The sequence below is a fragment of the Corticimicrobacter sp. genome, assembly GCF_040137905.1.
Taxonomy (GTDB): domain Bacteria; phylum Pseudomonadota; class Gammaproteobacteria; order Burkholderiales; family Burkholderiaceae_B; genus Corticimicrobacter.
Window position 1 is genome coordinate 26194 of the sequence record NZ_JBEFDG010000077.1, and the last position, 22274, is coordinate 48467.

Sequence of the window (22274 nt, forward strand, 5' to 3'; positions counted from 1 at the left end):
CAGACACTGCCCATCCCCTGCGGCACTTCTCCATTCTTCCGCCAGGAAATCCCACCATGCGCTTTCTCATCACAGGCCAGACCGGACAACTCGGTTTCGAACTGCGCCGCAGCCTGTCGGTACTGGGTGAAGTCATTGCCCTGGACCGTCATGCCGCCGACCTGGCGAAGCCGGACACACTGCCCGCCATCATCCGCCGGCACGCCCCCGATGTCATCGTCAATGCCGCCGCCTATACGGCCGTGGACAAGGCCGAAAACGAGCCTGGACTGGCACGGCAGATCAATGCCATGGCACCGGCCATCCTCGCCGAGGAAGCCGCACGCCTGGATGCCGTGATGGTGCACTTCTCGACAGACTATGTGTTTGATGGCCGCCAGCCCACGCCCTACGCCGAATCCGATACGACCCATCCACTTTCAATATATGGACAGAGCAAGCTGGAAGGCGAACAGGCCGTCCGGAGTGCCACACCGCGGCACCTGATCTTTCGCACAAGCTGGGTCTATGGTGCCTACGGCAACAACTTCCTGAAGACCATGCTGCGTCTTTTGCAGACGCGGCAGAGCCTGAGCGTGGTCGATGACCAGCACGGTGCCCCCACGGCAGCCAGCCTGATCGCCGATACCTGTGCACAGATCCTGGCCCGCCTGCCGGCCAGCCAGGCCACGCAGGCAGAATTTCCTTTCGGCACCTATCACCTGAGTGCCGCCGGATCGGTATCCTGGCACGGCTATGCGCATCATATTGCCACGCAGGCAAGCCGGCTGGGCTACCCGCTCACCCTGTCACCCGACAATATCCTCGCCATTCCGACCTCGGCCTATCCACTGCCTGCGCCACGTCCCGCCAACTCGCTGCTGGATACATCATTGCTGCGCACGACTTTCGGGCTGGCCTTGCCTGACTGGCGGGAAGGGGTGGAGCAGACCCTGGCCTTGCTGAAAGCGGGCAGGGCAGCATAGCGAACGCTTCCGGCCTGAACGGTATCCACGGACACCATTCAGGCCGGTGCTCACATATTTCAGGCCTGCTCCGGTGCCGATACCTCTCCGGTATCGGCATCGACAATCTCGCCCTGCAGCACTTTGAAAACCGACACCGCCTCGACAACGGCCTCGACCTGATCCTGCAGCGACCGGGCTGCCGTTGCAACCTCCTCGACAAGCGTCGCATTCTGCTGCGTGGTGTGATCCATCTGCGCCATCGCCTTGCTGACCTGCTCAATGCCACTGGCCTGCTCCAGCGCCGCTGCTGCGATTTCCTGCATCAGGCCCGTGGAACGCTGGATGGACGCCACGATATCCTTCATGGTGTCGCCCGCCTGCCGGGCATGGCCGACCCCGGTGCGCACGCGATCACCCGAGGTTTCCAATAGGGTCTTGATCTCGCGGGCGGCCTGGCCGCTGCGTTGCGCCAAAGCACGCACTTCGCTGGCCACCACCGCAAACCCCTTGCCCTGTTCACCGGCCCGGGCCGCTTCCACCGCCGCGTTGAGCGCCAGGATATTGGTCTGGAAGGCGATGCTGTCGATCACATTGACGATTTCGCCGACCTTGCCGGAATCGGTTGCAATCTCCTGCATGGCTGCCACGACCCGGTCCACAACCGCACCGCCCTGCTGCGCCACGGCAGAAGCATCGTTGACCAAGGTGCTGGCCTGGCGTGCCTGTTCTGCATTCTGCTGAACGGTGGCCGCCAGTTCTCCCATGGCCGATGCCGTTTCTTCAATGGAGGAAGCCTGTTCTTCGGTGCGGCGACTCAGATCCTGGTTGCCGCGGGCAATTTCATGTGCACCGACATCGATCTGGCTGACGCTTGTGCGCACCGAAGTGATGCTGCGCGACAGGCTGCCCTGCATCTGTCGCAGGCCATTGAACAACTGGCCCACTTCATTGTCGGACTCGACACGTACCCGAGCGGTCAGGTCGCCGGCAGCGATCTGCGCCAGATGCCGGTTGAACGCCCGCAAGGGTCCCAGTACCTTGCGCACCACCAGGAAAATCGCAACGGCCAGCACCAGCAGCACACCGACCGCCAGCACCATGTAGCCGGTCAGCGTACTGCGTGCCTCCTGGGTCAGTTCGTCCAGATTCGCCTGGCCGACAATCAGCCACTGCCAGCCGGGCGCATGACCATAGACCTCGATCATGTCATGGCCGTCCTCGGTATAACGGTGTATACCGGAGGGCTCCGCCAGCATTTTCTCGATCTGGGCACGACGTGCCGTATCGCGACTATCCAGGGCCGAACGACCGGACTGCTGTTCATGCACTTCGTAAAGACCACGGCGATCGCCTCGGCTGGCATTGATCACGACATAGCGCCCGGTCTCTCCGATCCGGTAGCCCAGGATCTCCTGCCTCAGTTCATCGACCGCCTTGGTGATATCCACCCCCACGAAAAGCAGGCCCACGATGGCACCGGCATCGTTGCGGATGGGACGATATACCGTCATGTAGGTCTTGCCGAACAGGCTGGCCGCCCCCACGAACTCCTTGCCCTCGCGGAGCAGGGCATAAGCGGGATGCGTCGGCCCCAGCGAGGTGCCCACGACCCGATCCCCCTTATCCGTACGCAACGAGGTCGCCACCCTGACAAAATCGTCACCCTTGGCGACAAATATCGTGGCGATACCACCGGTGCGTGCCGTGAAAACATCGACTGCAGAAAAATCGCCATTGAGCAGCCGATCATCATTCATCAGGGCAGGGGCCGTCGTACCACCGACCGGAATGCTGCGCCCCGCATCGATCTCAAAAGCCTGCGGAAACAAAGAGCTGGAAAAGACGCCCATGAAACTGTAGGCCGCGTCCTTGGCCGCGGCATCGAACATCTCGCTCATCTTGGCAATGGCACCAACGCCCTGTTCCATCCGGGCGACAGCTTCATTTTCCAGTGTGTGCGACACCGAACGATAGAACGCCGCCATGAATACGGAAAAGACGAGGGCAGTCAGGAGAAAAACCAGAACGGACAGCAGATTGGCGATACGCCACTGCCGCCACTTGAATATGGATACATTCATTTTGCGGTTCCAGGCAAACAATCGACAACATATTGAATAATTCTTATATATGGATTTGGTGTCTCCATATGCAGATCATACCTTTTTCCCAATGTTCTGATTTTCATCAAATAAGCTCAAAAAACCTCTTATTCATTGAAATAGTGACAAAAATCACAACTTCTGAGCCTATCTCCTCTCATGCAAATAATGACGTAATAAGACAAAGTAATGTACGATCAAGTTTCTTTTAGTGACATAGATATTCGATTAACGCTCTTTATAACAACCCCTCTTGGAGATACCCCGCATGTCCCTGCCTCTGCTGCGCAATTTGCGCATTGCAACGCTACTGCCTTGCCTCGTTTTCTTTCTGGGTGCGGCTGTACTGGGCTTTTTCTGCCGAACTGCCGTGATGATGCAGCAGGAAATCGCCATCGATATCATGCGGGCTGAAGTCGACGGCATCGTCAAGATGAATACGCTCTTCGATCGAACCGTCAACGACGAAATCAAGAGCTTCATGCGGGTATTTGCCAACGGCTACCCCAAGCGGATCGACCTCGATCCCACCACCACCATTCAGGTCGGTGCCGAAACCGTGCCGGTCCTGCGCGCTGGCACGCGCACGCTCAATCTCAACTTCGAAGGGCCGGATCGCTTCTCCGAATTGACCGGTGGTGTGGCCACCATTTTCGTCGCCAAGGATGATGATTTCATCCGCATTTCCACCTCCCTGAAGGACGAGTCCGGCCAGCGCGTGGTCGGCACGCCCCTGGGCAAATCCCACCCCGCCTACAGCGCACTGCGCGCCGGGCAGGAATATACCGGCATGGCCACACTGCTTGGCCGGCCCTATATCACCCAATACCGGCCCCTGACCGACAGCACAGGCAAGATCGTCGGCGTCCAGTTCGTCGGTGTCGATATCAGCGCCCAGGAAGAGATGCTCAAGCAGGACATCTCCAGCCGCAAGATCGGCCAGAGCGGTTTCTACTATGTCATCAGCAGCGATACCCAGGGCGGCAATCCCCGTTTCGAAATTCACCCCTCGCTGGCAGGCCAGCCGGTTTCCGCCGCCAACGGCAACAGCCACGGGCAGAGTGCCGAACTGGCCACCACCATGCTGCGCGAAAAGAACGGCATCCACTATCACGACTTCAAGGGAGCCGACCAGGTCGATGTCTACGCCTGGTCGCCCAGCCGCAACTGGCTGATCGCCGGCACCGCCAATGTCGAGGAAATCACGCATGCGGCACGGGTCAAGCTGGGCATTTTCGGCACTATCGCACTCGGCCTGATGTTGCTGCTGTCGATCGGCATCTACATCCTGACGCGCCGCCTCATCAAGCCACTCGACGAAGTCAGCCAGCACCTGTCCAGAATGGCAGGTGGCGACCTCACGGAACGGGTCGAGGCCCGCTCCAACAATGAAGTGGGCGAACTTTTCATCTCGCTGCGCAAGACACAGGAAAGCCTGTCCAGACTCATCAGCAGCACGCGCCATGGGATCGACGAGATCAACAACGACACCCGGGCCATTGCCTCCGACAACATGGGCCTGAGCAGCCGCTTCGAGGAGCAGGCCTCGGCGCTGGAGGAAACGGCTGCCGCCATGGAGCAGATGGCGTCCTCGGTCAAGCAGAATGCGGAAAATGCCCGCATCGCCAACGAGCTGACCGCCAACGCCTCCAGCGTGGCCGAGCGCAGCGGCGTGGTGGTTGATGAGGTCGTGCGCTCGATGGAAACCATTGCGTCCGGCTCCGCCAAGATGGGCGAGATCGTCAACGTGATCGAAGGCATTGCTTTCCAGACCAACATCCTGGCGCTCAATGCGGCGGTGGAAGCGGCCCGGGCCGGTGAACAGGGCAAGGGCTTTGCGGTGGTGGCCAGCGAAGTACGCGCCCTGGCACAACGCAGTGGCCAGGCCGCGCGCGAGATCAAGACCCTGATCGAAACATCCAACGCCACGGTCGGTACAGGTGCCAGCAACGCCAAGCGGGCCGGCGACACCATGCACGAGGTCGTTTCGGCCGTACAGCGTGTCACGGCCATCATGAACGACATCTCGGCAGCCTCGTCGGAACAGTCCATCGGCATCGAACAGATCAATCTGGCCGTCTCGCAGATGGATCACGTCACGCAGCAGAATGCCGCCCTGGTCGAGGAAAGTGCTGCCGCCACCGAGACCCTGAGCGAACGCGTCGACAAAATGGCCAGCCGCATGTCGGTCTTCCGCATTCCCAGCAACGAAATCATCGACGCCGACGAAGACACGCCCGTCCCCGGAAAAGCCAGAATAGGCTAAAGCCCGTCAGGCCGGTTGCCATGCCGGCCTGCATGCCACTGCCTGTCATCCTGGCGCAGTAAAATGCAGGCCACACCGCCTTGGTTTCTTTTTACAGGATTCAACCAGATGTCCAGCACGACAGACAAGAAGTCCTACGGTATAGACGAACTGAGCATCGGCATGTCGCTGACGCGCGAAGTGGAAGTCACGGATGACACGGTACGCGGCTTCGCGCTGGTGTCCGGCGACCACAACCCGGTTCACCTGGACGAGGAATACGCCAGCAACACCCGCTTCAAGAAGCGCATTGCCCACGGCATGCTGGGCGGCAGCCTGTTTTCCACGATTTTCGGCACCCAATTGCCGGGCGAAGGCAGCATCTATGTCTCGCAATCGCTGGTATTCAAGCGGCCCATCTACATCGGCGACAAGGTTGCCGCCACCGTGACCATCACGCGCATCGATACGGAAAAGCACCGCGTGTTCTTCACCACGCAGTGCACGGTCGAAGGCAAGGTCGTGATCGACGGCGAAGCCGAGATCTATATCCCCTGATCCAGCCAGGCCAGCAACAGAAAAGCCCAGCCGACGCTTGTTTCAGGTCGGCTGGGCTTTTTGATGCGGAAAACCGGGAAATCAGGCCTCGTCTTCACCCAGATAGGCGGCACGGACCTTGGGATCATGCAGCAGATCCTTGCCTGGGCCTTCCAGACTGATGTGACCCGACTCCATCACATAACCGCGATCGGCATGTTCCAGCGCCAGGCGGGCATTCTGTTCGATCAGCAGGATGGTCACGCCTTCGGCAGCGATATTGCGCACCACCTCGAATACCTTCTCGACCATCAGCGGCGCCAGCCCCATGGAAGGCTCATCAAGCAGCAACAGGTGCGGCCGGGCCAGCATCGCGCGCCCCATCGCAACCATCTGCTGCTCGCCCCCCGACAGCGTACCGGCCGACTGATGGCGGCGTTCGGCCAGTCGCGGAAAGCTTTCGAAAACCCGCTCGAGATCCTGCTTGATCTGGGCATGGTCATTGCGCACGTAGGCCCCCATGGCGAGGTTTTCCTCGATCGTCAGTTGACCGAAAATGCCACGTCCCTCGGGCACCATGACCAGGCGCTTGCGCACCAGTTGATACGAAGGCGTATTGGTGGTCTGCTTGCCGTCATACCAGATCGAACCACCGGCCACCGGCACCAGGCCGGTAATGGCACGCAGCGTCGTGCTTTTGCCGGCACCATTGGCACCGATCAGGCACACCAGCTCGCCTTCATTCACATGCAGATTGATACCCTGCACAGCCTTGATGCCACCATAGGCAACCTGCAGGTCGCGCAATTCAAGCAGTGGCGTCTTTTGCGTCGTCATGCCGATTCTCCTGTCGCTACCTCGGCTGCCGCACCGGCCCCCAGGTAGGCTTCGATCACCTTGGGATTGCGCTGCACTTCGGCCGGCACACCCTCGGCAAGCACCTTGCCATATTCCAGCACCAGCACACGGTCGCACAACCCCATCACCAGCTTCATGTCATGCTCGATCAGCAGCACGGTAATGCCATCGCCGCTGATCTTCTCGATCAACTGACGCAGCACCACCGTTTCGGACTCGTTCATGCCAGCGGCCGGCTCATCGAGCGCCAGCAACTTGGGCTCGGTCGCCAGCGCACGGGCAATCTCCAGCCGTCGCTGGTCACCATAGGGCAGGGAACGGGCCACATCGTTTGCACGATGCGCGATACCGACATATTCCAGCAATTCGTAGGCACGCTTTTGCGTGGCAATCTCTTCGCGACGCGTAGCCGGGGTATGGAAAATCGCCCCCAGGAAATTGCTGCGCGTGCGCACATGGCGGCCGATCATCACATTCTCGATCGCGCTCAGATTGCCGAACAGACGAATATTCTGGAAGGTACGCGCCATGCCGACCGACGCCACCTTGTGGGGCGCAATCCCGACCAGCGGCTTGCCATCGAAATCGGCCCGGCCCGATTCAGGCACGTACAGTCCGGTCAACACATTGAACAGCGTCGTCTTGCCGGCACCATTCGGACCGATCAGACCATAGGTTTCGCCACGCCGGATCTGGAAGCTCACATCGGACAGCGCCTGCAGGCCACCAAAGCGCTTGCTCAGGCCCTTTGCTTCAAGCAGGATGCTCATCGACCTTCTCCCTTGCTCGTGGACAGCTCACGCTTGCGCACTGCCGAAGGCCACAGACCCGCCGGACGGAACAGCATCACCAGCACCATGGCCAGGCCGAACAGCAACATGCGGATGCCTTCGGGATCGACGATGACGTCACCGAACAGCGTCTGCTGCACCGGCACCACAATGGCCCGCAGGAATTCCGGCAGGATCGCCAGGATAATGGCACCGATGATCACGCCCGGGATATGGCCCATGCCACCCAGCACCACCATGCACAGCACCGAAATCGACTCGGGCAGGCTGAAACTCTCGGGGCTCACGAATCCCTGCATCGAAGCAAACATGGAACCCGCCAGCCCGGCAAACATGGCACCAGTGGCAAATGCCAGCAGCTTGACGTTGCGGATGTTGATACCCATCGCCTTGGCGGCAATCTCGTCTTCACGCACCGCTTCGAGCGCACGACCCACCCGCGAGTTTTGCAGGCGCGAACTGACCAGCACGATCAGCAGCGTCATGAACAGCAGCAGGAAGTAGTACTTCTCGGGCCCCGTGAAGCGCATGTCGAAGATCGTGCTGGCACGCCCGAAATTGAAATCGCCCACCTGGAACGAATCGATCCGGTTGATACCCTGCGGCCCATTGGTGATATTGAACGGCGCGTTCAGGTTGCGCAGGAAGATCCCGATGATGGCGCAGAATCCCAATGTGACGATCGCCAGGTAATCCCCCTTGAGCTTCAATGTCGGAATGCCCAGCAACAGGCCGAACATGCCTGCCACCGCCACGGCAATCGGAATGACCAGCCAGAACGGCAAGTGCAGCCCGAAGTGCGGCGATGCCAGCAAGGCCCAGGTATAGGCACCCACGGCATAGAAGGCGATGTAGCCCAGGTCGAGCAGACCGGCAAAGCCAACGGTAATGTTGAGCCCCAACGCCAGCATGACATAGAGCAGGGCAAAGTTGGCAATGCGCACCCAGCTCTGGCCTGCCTGCCCGATAACGAAGGGCAGGGCGATCAGTACGATGGCCAGTACCACCCAGCCCGCAAGGCGAGCCGTATTGCGCTGCGCCGAAACGCCGTTTTGCAGAGTCGAAGTCGTCATGCGCGGTCTCCCACACGCTCACCCATGAGACCGGACGGGCGGAAGACCAGCACCAGTACCAGCACCATGAAAGTAAAGAAATCCTGATAGTGACTGCCCAGCACACCGCCGGTCAGGTCACCACTGTAGCCTGCCGCCAGGGCCTCGATCACCCCCAGCAGCAACCCGCCCAGCATGGCACCGGCCAGGTTGCCGATCCCCCCCAGCACGGCTGCAGTGAAAGCCTTCAGGCCCAGCATGAATCCCATGGTGTACTGCGCCAGTCCGTAATAGGTGGTGACCATGATGGCCGCCACGGCCGCCAGCGCCGAGCCGATCAGGAATGCCGCCGAGATGACGGTGTTGATGTTGATGCCCATCAGGCCGGCCACTTCACGGTTCTGTGCTGTGGCACGCATGGCCGTACCCAGGCGGGTCTTGTGCACAACCAGCGTCAGTCCGACCATGATCAGCGCGGCAACCACGATGATGGCAATCTGCAGGCTGCTGATACTGGCTCCACCGATCTTGAAGATGTCGGGTTCGATAATCTGTGGAAAGCTCAGGTAGTTGCGACCCCAGATCATCATCGCCACGTTCTGCAGGATGAAAGACACGCCGATGGCGGTGATCAGCGCTGCCAGCCGCGGGGCGCGTCGCAAGGGTCTGTAGGCGACCCGTTCGGCCGTCCAGCCCACCCCCATGCACACCGGCATGGCAACCAGCAGTGCCACACCTATGACAAGCCAGACAGACAGGGTACCGGGCTCACCGCCGGAAAGCAGGCTCGTGGCCACGACCGTCGCCACCATGGCACCGATCATGACCACATCGCCATGCGCAAAATTGATCAGTCCGATGATGCCGTACACCATCGTATACCCCAGTGCGACCAGGGCGTAAACGCTGCCGAGTGTCAGCCCGTTCACGATTTGCTGGATGAATAATTCCATACGGAATTCCTAATTGCAGAGATGCTGCAGATACTGCCAAACAAGCGGACGGATGCCCTTGCGGCGCATCCGTCCTCGTCATTACCGGTCCTGCATCAGGATCAGGCTCAGTTGGCCGAGCTGACCATGGTTTCGACCATTTCCCACTTGCCATCCTTGACTTCATAGACGGTGACCGAGATTTCCTTCAGGTCGCCCTTGTCATCATAGGCAATGTGTTCGCTGGTCGCACCCGAGCGCTCCAGGTCAGCCAGCTTGCCGATATAGCTCGAAGGCTTGGCGCTGTTGGCATTCTGGATGGCCGTGATCAGGTTCCAGGCGCCATCGTAGGCATAGGGCGCATACACGCCGGGAGCCTTGTTGAAGCGCTTTTCATAGGATTCGGCAAACTCCTTGCCGGCCGTCATCTGATCCAGCGGCACGCCGGCCAGCGAAGCATAGGTCCCTTCGGCCGCCGAACCGGCCAGCTTCAGGAACGTATCGCTGCGGGTCATTTCACCCGACACCAGCGGTGCGGTAATACCCAGCGACACCATCTGGCGCTTCATCGGACCGGATTGAGCATCCAGGCCGCCGTAGAAAATCGCATCAGGAGCCACGCCGCGGATATTGGTCAGGATGGCCGTGAAATCGGTTGCCTTGTCCGAGGTGTACTCGCGACGCACCACTTCACCACCGGCTGCCTTGACGGCTTTCTCGACCTCGTCGGCCAGACCCTGGCCATAGGCGCTGCGATCATCGATCAGTGCAACCTTCTTGCCATTGAGCTTTTCAACGATGAATTTACCCACGGCCGCACCCTGCTGCGTATCGCTGGTCATCATGCGGAAGGTGGTTTCATAGTCCTGCAGGGTGTATTCCGGCGAGGTCGCCATGGCGATCTGCGGCAGGCCCGCATCGTAGTAAACACGCGAAGCAGGAATCGTCGTGCCCGAGTTGAAATGGCCCAGCACGCCATCGACACCCTCGTCGACCAGTTGCTGCGCAACCTGTACTGCAATGCGCGGATCAGCCTGGTCATCCTTGGACACCAGGATGAAGTTGGCCTTGCTGCCATCGATTTCGATACCCTTGGCATTGGCTTCTTCGATCGCCAGCAGCAGACCGTTGCGCATGTCTTCGCCGTAATGCGATTGGGGGCCGGTCAGGGGCGCAGCAAAGCCGAACTTGATGTCAGCAGCGTGGGCCGCAGCACCACTCATGGCAAAACCGGCCAACGCCATGCAGGCGGCCAGCATGGATTGTTTCATTTTCATCTACTCTTCTCCTGTCGGATCGTCGGGAACACGTGGGCCTGACCATTGGTTGCAACCCCAGTCCAGGTTGCGGTATCACCACTGCATCTGCTGCGCCATGCCACGATATCCATGGCATGAGCAGAAACAAGGTCTGGCGATTATAGTGACGGCACTTTCAAAGAGTTATGCGTAAAAACCCTATGGTTGCACCTTGCACAAAAGACAGGTTGCACCCCGTGGCTGCAGCACTTCCGTGCCGTCAAATAATATTTGTATGTCAAGCCACGAGATAGACAGCATCACGATCTGTTTGTCTATAATCCAAGTATCTTCTTGAAACTTTTTTGTATCCAATCAGATACGCGCCACGGACTCGAACATGCACCAGAACGATAACCCCTACCTGGTCACCGTGCCACTCGAAATCATTGGACTGCTGCGCGCACTCGAAAGAAGACAGGCACTGGTACGCATGCATGTACAGGATCGTCCGATTTCCGTCGTCACCACCATCCTCGATGTCGACGTACAGGACAACAAAGTCATCCTCGATCATGCCGCTGCCGAAGACCTGAACCAGATTTTCATCCGCGCCGATTTCGTCCGTTTCGAAACCGCGCTCGACAGCGTACCCATCTTCTTCTCGTCATCATCCATTGATGCATGCACGCACGATGGCCTGCCAGCACTCGCCATCGATATCCCGACCAGCCTGTCACGCCTGCAACGCCGCGAATCCTATCGCGTATCGATTCCCGCACTCGAACCGGCCCTGTGCACCATTGTGGAAGGTGCCGCAGCCAACGGCACGCTGTCGACCGGCGACGGCATCAGCGTCGAACTGCGCGACATCAGCTCCAGCGGCCTGGCCATCATGGATTATGGCAAGATCATCAATTACGAACCAGGCACGCTTTATCACAACTGCCTGCTCGACCTGCCAAGGGTAGGATCTTTCCCGATCACGATCCGGGTCGTGCGCTGTATCAACGAAGTCCTGCCCAGCCAGCGCAACTGCCGCCGCATCGGGGCTGAATTCGTGGATCTGCCGAATGCCGTTCTTATCATGATCCAGCGCTACATCGGCATGGTCGAACGCGAGCAGAGCGCCCGGCGCAAAGGGTTCTGACGCCAGCCAGGGGATAAGGGCCTGTCACGAAACAGACATGCTGGGAATCAATAATGACGATTCCCTTCTAACTGTATCCGTTCAGGCATCACTTTCCTATGCAACTGGATATCCCTGCGCCAGTCGACACCGGCCATTCCGTTGCCGACATCATTCTGAACAAACTGCTCGTTCCGCACTTCCAGCCTATCGTCGACATGGTCCGGCACTCCATCTCGGGCTACGAAAGCCTGATCCGCGGCCTGACCCCTTCCCCCCTGCAACAACCCGCAACCCTCTTCTCGGAGGCTCGTCGCCAGGGGATTCATGCCGACCTGGAACTGGCCTGTGCGCAACTGGCCCTGCAGCGCTATTGCGAACAGCAGCAGCCAGCCAGGCTATTCATCAACATGTCCAGTTCTGCCCTGAGCGAGCAATGGCGCCGACATGGGGATGCATTGCCCCATCTGATCCAACAGCAACAGCCATTGCCGGCAGAACGGATCGTCATAGAGATCACCGAGGAAGATGCCGCAGAAGAGCAGGGCATGTTCCTGCAGCGGGCTCTCGCAAGCCTGCGCGCACACGGCATGCTGCTGGCCATCGACGACTACGGCTCCGGACGCAACTGCCTGCGCTTCTGGGACCAGATACAGCCAGAGATCGTCAAGATAGATCGATACTTTTTCGACGGCATCGGCCAGAACGAGAAAAAGCAGAAGCTGGTCCAGTCCATCCTGGCGATCGGCAACAGCATGGGTACGCAGATCGTCGCCGAAGGCATAGAAACGGAACAGGATCTGCTGGTCACTCGTGAACTCGGCATACGCTATGTGCAGGGATGGTTCCTGGGCTATCCCTCGCCCCAGGCCATCCACTTGCTGCCTCAGCATATCCAGGAAAAGCTGGAAAACATCGCGCTCAAGCGCACCACCATCCAGCCTTATCACGCCACCGTTCACAACCTGCGTATCACAGCACCGGCAGTCCGATTGGAAACCGATACCAACGATCATCTGCACAAACTGTTTGTCGACAACCCCGGACTGCATGCTGCTGCCGTCATCAACGCAGAAGATCGGCCTGTGGGTATCGTCAACCGGCGCGATTTTTCCGAGCACTATGCACAGCAATTCATTCGCGAACTCTACGGACGCAAATCCTGCAGCCAGTTCATGAATGCCAATCCAGTCCTGGTCGATGGCAGCACAACCATCGAAAGCCTGAGCCACCTGCTGATATCCAAGGACCAGCGCTATCTGGTCGATGGTTTCATCATCACGCACCAGGGACGCTACGATGGCCTTGGCACCGGTGAAGCCCTGGTCAAGGAAGTCACGGAAAAACGCATCGAAGCCGCACGCTATGCCAATCCGCTCACATCGCTGCCCGGCAACATCCCCATCAGCCATCACATTGCCTCCCAGCTGGACCAGGAACAATCGTTCGTGACGGCCTACTGCGATCTGAACAACTTCAAGCCATTCAATGATGTCTACGGCTACTGGCGCGGCGACGACATGATCCGGCTCTGCGCCGAAGTCATCAAGTCGCATTGCAATCCGCAGCAGGATTTCATCGGCCATGTAGGCGGCGACGATTTCATCATTGTCTTTGGCAGCGGCAACTGGGAACAGCGGGCACACTCGATCATCAACGACTTCAACCTGCGCGCGCAGCGGCTGTACGACCATGAAGACCAGGCACGGGGTGGAATCGAAGCGGAAGATCGCCACGGCATCAACCGTTTTTTTCCCTTCGTGTCGCTGGGAATGGGAGCCGTCTACGTCGATCCCACGCAAGGCGACCGGATACAGCCACAGGATATTGCCTCGGCAGCGGCCCGCGTGAAACACCGGGTCAAGAAGGAAAACCTGGATCTTGTCGTCGAGTCATGCCTGATGCCGATGACGCACTGATGAGGCTGCCATAGGACGCTGCGCTGTGCACAGCGCACGGGACGGTCGCCCCTACAGTATCTGCATCGAAACCAGCTCGTCGGGCCTCTGATCCCATCCCTGGTCACGTATTCGCGCCCGGATGCGATTGATGGCCTGGGTGCGCAACTGGCACACGCGTCCTTCAGTCACCCCCATGACGACGGCGACTTCCTTGAGGTTCATGTTTTCCTGGTGCAACAGGGCCAGAAGCAGTTTCTCGCGCTCGGGCAGGGCATCGATCGCCTGAACAAGCACCTCTCGCAGGTTTCCCCCCAGCAGGGCCTCAAGCGGATCTGTCCCGTTGGCTGCGGCCACATCCGGACGCATGACAGCCTCCAGGCCATCACCGTCATATTCGAAATCCTCATAGTGCAGAATCTGCACACCCTGGGCATCCTGCAGTAGCATCAGATATTCATCCTGCCCCAACTCGAGATACGCTGCAATCTCGCTTTCCCGAGGTGCCCGGCCCAGGGACTGCTCCAGGGCATGAATGGCCTGTTCGATGCGCCTGGCCTTTTCGCGCACGCTGCGCGGCAACCAATCCTGGCTGCGCAGTTCATCGAGCATGGCCCCCCGTATGCGCTGCGTGGCATAGGTTTCGAATCCGGCCTGGGGCATCTTCTGGTATCGCCGCACGGCATCCAGCAGCCCGATCATCCCGGCCTGGATCAGGTCATCCAGCTCGACACTGCTGGGCAACCTGGCCACCAACTGCAGGGCAAGCTTGCGTACCAGCGGTGCGTGGCGTTCTATCAGTTCGGATTCCTGTCCCTGCATACACACACGAAAAATGATCGGTCCTGGCTGTTCATCAGCCTTATCGAGTCCATTCTACGACAGATGACAAACCTTCATTGCGCCGATTTGCGCCTGTGGACAGCCTCTATGAAGGGGATCTGTGGTCAACCTGTGGACAGCTTCTGCACAACCCAGGCATTGGCGGCTGGCCGAAATCTTGTCCAGAATCCGTCCTCAGTCCACACAGCAGCTTTCCACACTCAAAAAACAGGTCCAACACCTTGATACAGATAAGGTTTTCAGAGTTGATAGAGTTATCAACAGGCTATCTTATCCATAAGTAGTTATATATAAAGCTTATAAACAAAGGATAGACCTGACAGCGTTCTTCTGCAGGAAATACCTACAATGTATTTTTTTGGCAAGCAGGACCTGCAATGATCGTTTCCAAACTGCCGGATATCGGCACAACCATCTTCACGACCATGAGCAACCTTGCTCAGGAAACCGGGGCAATCAACCTGGGACAAGGCTTTCCGGACTTCGACCCTGATCCTGCACTGCTGGATTTGGTCACCGATGCCATGCAGCAAGGGCTCAACCAGTACCCGGCCATGCCTGGCTACCTGCCATTGCGCCGCGTCATTGCAGGCAAAGTGCAGGACACCTACGGCAGAGTCTACGATCCGGATACTGAAGTCACCGTGACCAGTGGAGCCACGCAGGCATTGATGACGGCCATCCTGGCATCTGTGCATCCAGGAGACGAAGTCATTGTCATAGAGCCCTGCTATGACGCTTATGCTCCTGCCATCAGGCTTGCAGGAGGCTCTCCGGTCTACGTGCCCATGCAGGCCCCTACAGAGGCCTCTCCTGGCTATTCGATCGACTGGGACAGGGTCAGGGGTGCCATCAGCTCAAAAACGCGTCTGCTGATCGTCAATTCGCCTCACAACCCCACTGGATCGATTCTGTCGGCCCATGATCTGGATGCGCTGGAAGAAATCGTTGTGAAGCACGATCTGCTGATCCTGTCCGATGAAGTCTATGAACATCTTGTATTCGATGGCCTTGTGCACCAGAGCGTGGCGCGCAGGCCCGCACTTGCAGAGCGGGCATTCATCGTTTCTTCCTTCGGAAAGACTTTTCACGTCACGGGATGGAAAGTAGGCTATTGCTGCGCGCCTGCAGCGCTGATGCGCGAATTCCGCAAGGTTCATCAGTTCATGGTGTTTACCGTCAGTTCTCCTTTCCAGGCAGCTCTGGCAGGCTTTCTTGCTCATCCGGAGCATTACCTTGGGCTTCCTGCCTTTTTCAAGGCAAAACGCGATCTGCTGACTGCTGGGCTTGCATCGACCAGGCTAAAGGTGCTGCCGGCACCTGGCACGTATTTCATGCTGGCGGACTACAGCGCAATTTCCGATCTGTCCGAAGCTGATTTTTCGATATGGCTGACGCGCACTTTCGGCGTGGCTGTCATTCCCGTGTCTGCTTTCTATGCGGATCCTTCGGCTGCCGAGTCAAACCATCGATTGGTCAGGTTCTGCTTTGCCAAGAAAGAAGCCACATTGCAGAAAGCTATCTCAAGACTGGCTGAACTTTAAAGAAAGTTATCGACAGGGGGCAGGCATTAGGCCTGCCTTTTTTTTGACTGGAAAAAGTGGGCTTCAAGTTATCTATTTCTTTTTATATATATAGATGTCTTTAATAATGGGTGCCTGTGTATAAGTGGTGTTTTTCAAAAAAGTCCATAGTTTTCATATGTTTGATGAGAATTTCAGCCGTGGGTAACTTCTGTGTGGGCCTGGGATGGTTTCTGGACAGTTTTTTGCCTGGGCCCTGTATCCATAGTTGTCCAGAATTTGTCCTGAGGATATCCTCCTAGTTATCCAGAAAGTTATCCACAGGCTATCAGGGGGACTATTCCCCCTTTTTTGCTAGTTCTTGCAGCTCATGGCGCTTCAGATTCTGTCCGCTGTTGCCGTGATGGTGTCTGTCTTCCAGATGCGATAGCGGACTTCGGTATCTTTTGGCGTGTAGACAACAATAGGTAGGCGGCTGTTATAGCGAACAATTCCAGGACCGTTGGCCGTGCTGACGAACTGATTTTTCCTGGGACCCTGGCACGCCATCATGGTTGATATCATCTTTCCTTCTTCAGGTTCGATGACGTAATAATCGTATCCCCAACCTTGAACGGTTTCCTCCTTGTAAGAGGCGGGCAGGATATGGTGATTGCAATCTATCTCGAGTGTCTTGCCTGCGATGATTTCGACTTTGTAATCTTCCTCATTGACCTGTTGAGGGACATGAATCACGGATCTGGCCCATTCCTTTTCAGGTTCGGGAAAGGGAGAGAGCAACGCTGGCAGAGGTTGACGCTCTGTGACAACATCTACGAGCACCCATTTTTCCGATGATTGATCTGCAGCTGGGTTCTTTATTTTTTCCTTGCGGATTTTCAGCAGGGATTCAGTGCCATCGTCCTTGAATTCGAAGCCTTCAATACTGCCGTAGTAGTTCTGCCAATCCTCATTGGCAGAACTACGGATCTGCATGCATTGTTGTGGTGCAACGCCGGTGCAGGGTTGGCTTTTTCCTGCAATGTATACATAGCTGTCGCTTTGCTCAGGCACTTGGGGATTTGCCATTGAAATTGCGGGAATGGATGTACACAGTGCAAATGCAAGCACGATATTGTGGTTTCTCATCGACATATGGGTCTCCAGATGGTCTATCGACTGTATGTTTCACGTGAAACATTAAAGCTCTTACAGTTTTGCACGCCATTCGAAATGCGCCAAGATCTATAATTCCTTTCTTGATGATCTTTTGCTTTTGAACATGGACTATCCTGTACAGTTTGATGTCATCGTCGTAGGTGGCGGGCATGCCGGTACGGAAGCAGCTCTTGCTGCTGCCAGGACTGGCTGCAAGACGCTGCTTTTAACGCACAATATCGAGACATTGGGGCAGATGTCCTGCAATCCTTCGATCGGTGGTATCGGCAAGGGACACCTTGTCAAAGAAGTTGATGCCCTTGGTGGAGCGATGGCGCTGGCCACCGATCAGGGCGGAATTCAGTTTCGTATTCTGAATGGTTCAAAAGGGCCCGCTGTCAGAGCGACTCGCGCGCAGGCTGATCGAATTCTGTACAAGGCTGCCATACGTTACATGCTGGAGAACCAGCCAAATCTCTGGCTTTTCCAGCAAGCTGTTGATGATCTGATTGTCGAAGGTGACCGGATTGTCGGAGCCGTTACGCAAGTTGGGATCCGTTTTCGTTCCAAGACTGTTGTCCTGACTGCAGGTACATTTCTCAACGGTCTGATCCATGTCGGTTTGCAGCATTATTCTGGCGGTCGGGCAGGGGACCCTCCAGCATCCTCCCTGGGAAAACGGTTACAGGAATTGAATCTTCCACAGGGAAGGTTGAAGACTGGGACGCCACCGCGAATCGATGGGCGGACGATTGATTTTTCCAGGTTGCAGGAGCAGCCAGGTGATTTCGATCCAGTGCCTGTTTTTTCCTATATGGGGAATGCTGCCATGCACCCAAGGCAGCTTCCTTGCTGGGTGACCCATACCAATACGCGCACGCATGACATTATTCGTGGCGGCCTTGATCGTTCCCCAATGTACAGCGGGGTTATTGAAGGTGTGGGTCCCCGCTATTGCCCCTCTATTGAAGACAAAATTCATCGTTTCGCCGACAAGGAAAGTCATCAGATTTTCCTGGAGCCGGAAGGCTTGACGACCAATGAGATATATCCAAATGGCGTCTCCACGAGTTTGCCATTCGATGTCCAGCTTGATCTGATTCATTCCTTGCCAGGTCTTGAACAGGCACATATTTTGCGTCCTGGATACGCCATTGAGTATGACTATTTCGATCCACGAGAGTTGAAGTCAACCTTCGAAACGCGTGCGTTTCAGGGGTTGTTCTTCGCTGGTCAGATCAACGGTACGACGGGCTATGAAGAAGCTGCAGCTCAAGGTTTGTTGGCAGGTGTCAATGCCGCTTTGATGGCTCAAGATAAGGAAGGCTGGTCTCCGCGTAGGGATGAGGCTTATCTTGGTGTTCTTGCAGATGATCTGATTACGCGCGGTGTCAGCGAACCGTATCGCATGTTTACCTCTCGAGCTGAATACAGATTGAGTCTGCGAGAAGACAATGCAGATTTCCGGTTGACAGAAGTAGGTCGATCACTTGGGCTGATTTCTGATGATCGTTGGGATGCCTTCAATCGCAAACGGGATAATGTTTCACGTGAAACAGAGAGACTGAAAAGTTCCTGGGTCAACCCACGCATTTTTCCTGATGATCAGTCAGAAAAATTGTTGGGGAAAAAGATTGAAAAAGAATATGCGCTCGCGGATCTACTCAAACGACCCAACGTCAGCTATCGGCAATTGATGCAAGCAGTAGGGGCTGATGGCAAGCTTATTGCGGGGCCTGGACTTGAAAATGACGCAGAATCTGAACAAGTTGAAATTCAGATCAAATACGCAGGCTACATCGATAGACAGAAAGATGAGGTGCGCAAACATGCTGCGCATGAAAACCAAAGAATTCCTTCTGGTTTGGACTATAAAGCAGTAAATGGATTGTCTTTCGAAGTTCGCCAAAAGTTGCAAGCAGCCCAGCCTGAAACGGTAGGGCAGGCTTCGCGGATGTCTGGTGTGACACCCGCTGCAATATCACTGCTATTGATTCATCTTAAACGGCTGCAATACAAAACAGATACCAAGGCATGACCCAATATCTTTCTTTTTCCGATGTTCAGGCATTGCCGCGACTAAAACGAGCATGCGAGTCTCTTGGGCTGGTATTGGATGATAAACAGTACACATCCTTGCTGGACTATCTGACTTTGCTCAAAAAGTGGAATAAAACCTACAATTTGACTGCTATCCGCGATACAGACGGAATGCTTGTACAACATCTTTTTGACAGCCTGGCCGTAGTTCCATTTTTTCAAACCAGCCTTGTTTCACGTGAAACATCAGTTGTACTTGATATTGGTTCGGGGGCAGGATTGCCCGGTGTGGTCATCAGCATAGCCATGCCAGGTACGCAAGTCATCTGTGTCGATGCCGTAGAAAAAAAGACAGCATTTATCCAGCATGCAGCGAGCATATTGAAACTGAGCAATCTATCGGCAGTGCATGGAAGAATAGAATCAATTGAAAAGGTAAACTGTGACATTGCCGTTTCCAGGGCTTTTTCATCGCTGGACGATTTTGTCAGTCTGGCTGATCGGCATGTGAAAGTGGGGGGAAGCATTCTGGCCATGAAGGGGAAAAAGCCGGATGATGAGCTTGCTGCAATGCAGCAAGCTACATGGGAAGTCACGCGGATAGATACCCTGCAGGTTCCGGAACTCGATGCACAGCGTTGTCTGGTGCATTTTCGACGTACACAGGAAGAAGCATGAACAAGACAGCAAGCAGTGAACGCCGTGCGCATGTTTTTTGCATTGCCAATCAGAAGGGAGGGGTTGGAAAGACCACAACCGCTATCAACCTTGCTGCTGGTCTGGCCGCACACAATAAAAAGGTCCTGCTGGTAGATCTTGATCCCCAGGGAAATGCGACGATGGGTAGTGGCATCGACAAGCATGCACTGCAAGGCAATCTCTATCAGGTTCTGATCGGTGAACAAAGCATCGAGCAGGCTCGTGTACGATCCGAGTCTGGAGGCTACGACGTGCTGCCTTCCAATCGGGAACTATCCGGTGCCGAGATCGATCTCGTTGGCATGGAGCAACGGGAACGTCAGCTTGCAAATGCGCTTGCTTCGGTCACGGATCAGTATGACTTCATCCTCATCGACTGCCCCCCCACGCTGTCCTTGCTGACGCTCAACGGACTGACGGCAGCTCATGGCGTGATCATTCCGATGCAGTGCGAGTATTTTGCACTTGAAGGACTTTCGGATCTCGTCAATACGATCAAGCGCGTCCATCGCAATATCAATCAGGAACTCAAGCTGATCGGCCTGCTGCGCGTGATGTTTGATCGCCGCGTGACATTGCAGCAGCAAGTTTCAGCCCAACTTGAGTCACACTTTGGCGACAAGGTATTCAAGAGTGTTGTTCCGCGCAACGTCCGCCTGGCCGAGGCTCCCAGTCATGGCATGCCCGGCGTGGTGTATGACAAATCCTCGGCAGGAGCCAAGGCGTATATCGCTTTTGGGGATGAGTTGATCAAGCGTGTCAAGAATTTCTGAACAAGTCTCAATCGCTTTGAACAGGTAAACAAGCATGGCAACCAAGAAAACCAAGGGTCTCGGCAGGGGACTTGATGCATTGCTCGGGGCGGATGCGCCGGTGTTGGACCAGATCGAGAATGCAGGCAAGGCACCCAGTGTGTTGCCTGTCAGCCAGATGCAGGCGGGCAAGTACCAGCCTCGGACGCGCATGGATGAGGGGGCGCTCAATGAGCTGGCCGAATCCATTCGGACGCAGGGCATCATGCAGCCCATCCTGGTGCGTGCCCTGGCTTCCGGTGGTTATGAAATCATCGCTGGCGAGCGCCGCTTTCGTGCTGCCCAACTGGCTGGATTGACGGAAGTCCCGGTATTGGTCCGCGAGGTCGCAGATGAAAATGCAGCCGTCATGGCGCTGATCGAGAATATTCAGCGCGAAGATCTCAATCCGCTTGAAGAAGCACATGGTGTGCGACGCCTGCTTGATGAGTTTGGACTGACACACGAACAGGCGGCGACAGCCATTGGCCGCTCACGTTCTGCCACCAGTAACCTGCTGCGACTGATCAACCTGGCAGAGCCTGTGCAGACCATGCTGCTGGCAGGAGATATCGACATGGGACATGCCCGCAGCCTGCTGGCAGTCGATGCGGCGACTCAGATACAGTTGGCCAACCTGGTCGTGGCGCGCCGCATGTCGGTGCGCGATACGGAAAAAATGGTCAACAAGACTGTCCAGGAAGCTGCAGGAGAGCCCGCACGCAAGAAAAAGACAGGCTCGGCCGGGAGCAGGGATGTGGCACGTCTCGAAGAGGCGCTGTCGGACGTCCTGGGCACCCAGGTGACATTGAAAGTCGGCAGCAAGGACAAAGGACAATTGCAGATCCATTTCCATGGATGGGACCATCTCAATGCGCTGCTTGAAAAGCAGGGCCTGGGCAGTGTGCTGGATCAGTAAAGAATAAATTTGATTGCGCTGGTCAAAGCGATTGGAATGATGTTATTATTCTGGTCGCTGAGGAGTTGACCTTTTCCTTGAAGAGGTTCATAATCATCAGTTCTCTGCTGGAGAGATGCCCGAGTGGTTAAAGGGGGCAGACTGTAAATCTGTTGGCCTTGCGCCTACGTTGGTTCGAATCCAACTCTCTCCACCAAGAGCGCCGGTACAAGCGGGGCGCTTCGAATTGCCTGGTTGTCGGCGTGTGCGGGTGTAGCTCAATGGTAGAGCAGAAGCCTTCCAAGCTTACGACGAGGGTTCGATTCCCTTCACCCGCTCCAGATTGCCCATGTGGCTCAGTGGTAGAGCACTCCCTTGGTAAGGGAGAGGTCGCGCGTTCGATCCGCGCCATGGGCACCACAAATCTTGTAGTACGTATCGCGTAGTACATTCTTCTTTTCTTTAGCAGAATCCAGGTCGGGAGTCATCCATGGCAAAAGGTAAGTTTGAGCGCACGAAGCCGCACGTGAACGTGGGCACGATCGGTCACGTTGACCACGGCAAGACGACGCTGACGGCAGCGATTGCAACGGTGCTGGCCAAGAAGTTCGGCG

The 22274-nt window shown here is 56.5% G+C and carries 19 protein-coding genes and 3 tRNA genes; 14 read left to right on the top strand and 8 right to left on the bottom strand.

Features of this window, described 5'->3' with window-relative positions; all coding sequences use genetic code 11:
- Nucleotides 1–56 precede the first annotated feature (56 nt).
- Nucleotides 57–965, top strand: a complete 909-nt coding sequence (gene rfbD, locus ABN482_RS13465) for a dTDP-4-dehydrorhamnose reductase (protein WP_349504468.1) — start codon at nt 57–59, stop codon at nt 963–965.
- A gap of 59 nt (nt 966–1024) precedes the next feature.
- On the opposite strand, the gene ABN482_RS13470 is transcribed toward rfbD, so the two are convergent.
- Entirely contained in the window at nt 1025–3028 is a 2004-nt protein-coding gene (locus ABN482_RS13470) for a methyl-accepting chemotaxis protein (RefSeq protein WP_349504469.1), read from the bottom strand.
- Between the two features lie 289 nt (nt 3029–3317).
- Here ABN482_RS13470 and ABN482_RS13475 point away from each other — a divergent pair, with 289 nt between their 5' ends.
- Together ABN482_RS13475 and ABN482_RS13480 are read left to right on the top strand one after the other, a co-directional pair.
- Nucleotides 3318–5315 carry a methyl-accepting chemotaxis protein gene (locus ABN482_RS13475; protein ID WP_349504470.1) on the top strand — a complete coding sequence of 666 codons (1998 nt, stop codon included), beginning with the start codon at nt 3318–3320 and terminating at the stop codon, nt 5313–5315.
- Between the two features lie 108 nt (nt 5316–5423).
- Nucleotides 5424–5852 carry a MaoC family dehydratase gene (locus ABN482_RS13480; protein WP_349504471.1) on the top strand — a complete coding sequence of 143 codons (429 nt, stop codon included), beginning with the start codon at nt 5424–5426 and terminating at the stop codon, nt 5850–5852.
- Between the two features lie 81 nt (nt 5853–5933).
- On the opposite strand, the gene ABN482_RS13485 is transcribed toward ABN482_RS13480, so the two are convergent.
- The 5 genes from ABN482_RS13485 to ABN482_RS13505 all read right to left on the bottom strand — a co-directional run bounded on the left by ABN482_RS13485 (nt 5934) and on the right by ABN482_RS13505 (nt 10741).
- The gene (locus ABN482_RS13485) at nt 5934–6668 is read right to left on the bottom strand and encodes an ABC transporter ATP-binding protein (protein ID WP_109063090.1); all 735 of its coding nucleotides are present in this window, start codon (nt 6666–6668) and stop codon (nt 5934–5936) included.
- Nucleotides 6665–7459 carry an ABC transporter ATP-binding protein gene (locus ABN482_RS13490; RefSeq protein ID WP_143859401.1) on the bottom strand — a complete coding sequence of 265 codons (795 nt, stop codon included), beginning with the start codon at nt 7457–7459 and terminating at the stop codon, nt 6665–6667. The genes ABN482_RS13485 and ABN482_RS13490 overlap by 4 nt, the downstream gene beginning before the upstream one ends.
- Entirely contained in the window at nt 7456–8553 is a 1098-nt protein-coding gene (locus ABN482_RS13495) for an ABC transporter permease subunit (RefSeq protein WP_349504472.1), read from the bottom strand. The genes ABN482_RS13490 and ABN482_RS13495 overlap by 4 nt, the downstream gene beginning before the upstream one ends.
- Entirely contained in the window at nt 8550–9485 is a 936-nt protein-coding gene (locus ABN482_RS13500) for a branched-chain amino acid ABC transporter permease (RefSeq protein WP_349504473.1), read from the bottom strand. Before ABN482_RS13500 ends, ABN482_RS13495 begins: the two co-directional genes overlap by 4 nt.
- A gap of 107 nt (nt 9486–9592) precedes the next feature.
- Nucleotides 9593–10741 (bottom strand): branched-chain amino acid ABC transporter substrate-binding protein, encoded by a 1149-nt coding sequence (locus tag ABN482_RS13505; RefSeq protein ID WP_349504474.1) that lies wholly within the window; start codon nt 10739–10741, stop codon nt 9593–9595.
- A gap of 361 nt (nt 10742–11102) precedes the next feature.
- On the opposite strand from ABN482_RS13505, the gene ABN482_RS13510 reads away from it, so the two are divergent.
- Complete coding sequence (locus ABN482_RS13510) at nt 11103–11852, top strand: flagellar brake protein (RefSeq protein WP_349504475.1); 750 nt, start codon at nt 11103–11105, stop codon at nt 11850–11852.
- Between the two features lie 98 nt (nt 11853–11950).
- Nucleotides 11951–13750 (top strand): EAL domain-containing protein, encoded by a 1800-nt coding sequence (locus ABN482_RS13515; RefSeq protein ID WP_349504476.1) that lies wholly within the window; start codon nt 11951–11953, stop codon nt 13748–13750.
- 51 nt (nt 13751–13801) lie between these two features.
- Here the strand turns inward: ABN482_RS13515 and ABN482_RS13520 are convergent, their stop codons facing one another.
- Complete coding sequence (locus ABN482_RS13520; RefSeq protein ID WP_349504477.1) at nt 13802–14551, bottom strand: RNA polymerase sigma factor FliA; 750 nt, start codon at nt 14549–14551, stop codon at nt 13802–13804.
- A 398-nt stretch (nt 14552–14949) separates the two neighbouring features.
- Here ABN482_RS13520 and ABN482_RS13525 point away from each other — a divergent pair, with 398 nt between their 5' ends.
- A complete protein-coding gene (locus tag ABN482_RS13525; protein ID WP_349504478.1) occupies nt 14950–16116 on the top strand; it encodes a pyridoxal phosphate-dependent aminotransferase in 1167 nt (388 codons plus the stop codon).
- A gap of 357 nt (nt 16117–16473) precedes the next feature.
- Here ABN482_RS13525 and eco read toward each other — a convergent pair whose 3' ends face one another.
- The gene (gene eco, locus ABN482_RS13530) at nt 16474–17229 is read right to left on the bottom strand and encodes a serine protease inhibitor ecotin (protein ID WP_349504479.1); all 756 of its coding nucleotides are present in this window, start codon (nt 17227–17229) and stop codon (nt 16474–16476) included.
- Between the two features lie 127 nt (nt 17230–17356).
- On the opposite strand from eco, the gene mnmG reads away from it, so the two are divergent.
- From mnmG to ABN482_RS13570, 8 genes are all read left to right on the top strand, one after another.
- Nucleotides 17357–19270: a tRNA uridine-5-carboxymethylaminomethyl(34) synthesis enzyme MnmG gene (mnmG, locus tag ABN482_RS13535; RefSeq protein ID WP_349504480.1), complete on the top strand. Its 1914-nt coding sequence runs from the start codon at nt 17357–17359 to the stop codon at nt 19268–19270.
- Nucleotides 19267–19950, top strand: a complete 684-nt coding sequence (rsmG, locus tag ABN482_RS13540; RefSeq protein ID WP_349504481.1) for a 16S rRNA (guanine(527)-N(7))-methyltransferase RsmG — start codon at nt 19267–19269, stop codon at nt 19948–19950. Before mnmG ends, rsmG begins: the two co-directional genes overlap by 4 nt.
- Entirely contained in the window at nt 19947–20744 is a 798-nt protein-coding gene (locus ABN482_RS13545; protein WP_349504484.1) for a ParA family protein, read from the top strand. The genes rsmG and ABN482_RS13545 overlap by 4 nt, the downstream gene beginning before the upstream one ends.
- Before the next feature lie 34 nt (nt 20745–20778).
- Nucleotides 20779–21681 carry a ParB/RepB/Spo0J family partition protein gene (locus tag ABN482_RS13550; RefSeq protein ID WP_349504482.1) on the top strand — a complete coding sequence of 301 codons (903 nt, stop codon included), beginning with the start codon at nt 20779–20781 and terminating at the stop codon, nt 21679–21681.
- Between the two features lie 109 nt (nt 21682–21790).
- A tRNA-Tyr gene (locus tag ABN482_RS13555) sits at nt 21791–21877 on the top strand.
- 50 nt (nt 21878–21927) lie between these two features.
- Nucleotides 21928–22001 (top strand) — tRNA-Gly (locus tag ABN482_RS13560).
- Nucleotides 22002–22005: 4 nt separating this feature from the next.
- A tRNA-Thr gene (locus ABN482_RS13565) sits at nt 22006–22080 on the top strand.
- Between the two features lie 70 nt (nt 22081–22150).
- Nucleotides 22151–22274, top strand: a 124-nt coding sequence (locus tag ABN482_RS13570) for a GTP-binding protein (RefSeq protein WP_349504193.1), incomplete at its 3' end; no start/stop codon positions are given.

Excerpts from the sequence above, each read along its gene's own strand:
- rfbD (WP_349504468.1), top strand. The coding sequence starts at position 57 with ATGCGCTTTCTCATCACAGGCCAGACCGGACAACTCGGTTTCGAACTG.
- ABN482_RS13470 (WP_349504469.1), bottom strand. The coding sequence starts at position 3,028 with ATGAATGTATCCATATTCAAGTGGCGGCAGTGGCGTATCGCCAATCTG.
- ABN482_RS13475 (WP_349504470.1), top strand. The coding sequence starts at position 3,318 with ATGTCCCTGCCTCTGCTGCGCAATTTGCGCATTGCAACGCTACTGCCT.
- ABN482_RS13480 (WP_349504471.1), top strand. The coding sequence starts at position 5,424 with ATGTCCAGCACGACAGACAAGAAGTCCTACGGTATAGACGAACTGAGC.
- ABN482_RS13485 (WP_109063090.1), bottom strand. The coding sequence starts at position 6,668 with ATGACGACGCAAAAGACGCCACTGCTTGAATTGCGCGACCTGCAGGTT.
- ABN482_RS13490 (WP_143859401.1), bottom strand. The coding sequence starts at position 7,459 with ATGAGCATCCTGCTTGAAGCAAAGGGCCTGAGCAAGCGCTTTGGTGGC.
- ABN482_RS13495 (WP_349504472.1), bottom strand. The coding sequence starts at position 8,553 with ATGACGACTTCGACTCTGCAAAACGGCGTTTCGGCGCAGCGCAATACG.
- ABN482_RS13500 (WP_349504473.1), bottom strand. The coding sequence starts at position 9,485 with ATGGAATTATTCATCCAGCAAATCGTGAACGGGCTGACACTCGGCAGC.
- ABN482_RS13505 (WP_349504474.1), bottom strand. The coding sequence starts at position 10,741 with ATGAAAATGAAACAATCCATGCTGGCCGCCTGCATGGCGTTGGCCGGT.
- ABN482_RS13510 (WP_349504475.1), top strand. The coding sequence starts at position 11,103 with ATGCACCAGAACGATAACCCCTACCTGGTCACCGTGCCACTCGAAATC.
- ABN482_RS13515 (WP_349504476.1), top strand. The coding sequence starts at position 11,951 with ATGCAACTGGATATCCCTGCGCCAGTCGACACCGGCCATTCCGTTGCC.
- ABN482_RS13520 (WP_349504477.1), bottom strand. The coding sequence starts at position 14,551 with ATGCAGGGACAGGAATCCGAACTGATAGAACGCCACGCACCGCTGGTA.
- ABN482_RS13525 (WP_349504478.1), top strand. The coding sequence starts at position 14,950 with ATGATCGTTTCCAAACTGCCGGATATCGGCACAACCATCTTCACGACC.
- eco (WP_349504479.1), bottom strand. The coding sequence starts at position 17,229 with ATGTCGATGAGAAACCACAATATCGTGCTTGCATTTGCACTGTGTACA.
- mnmG (WP_349504480.1), top strand. The coding sequence starts at position 17,357 with ATGGACTATCCTGTACAGTTTGATGTCATCGTCGTAGGTGGCGGGCAT.
- rsmG (WP_349504481.1), top strand. The coding sequence starts at position 19,267 with ATGACCCAATATCTTTCTTTTTCCGATGTTCAGGCATTGCCGCGACTA.
- ABN482_RS13545 (WP_349504484.1), top strand. The coding sequence starts at position 19,947 with ATGAACAAGACAGCAAGCAGTGAACGCCGTGCGCATGTTTTTTGCATT.
- ABN482_RS13550 (WP_349504482.1), top strand. The coding sequence starts at position 20,779 with ATGGCAACCAAGAAAACCAAGGGTCTCGGCAGGGGACTTGATGCATTG.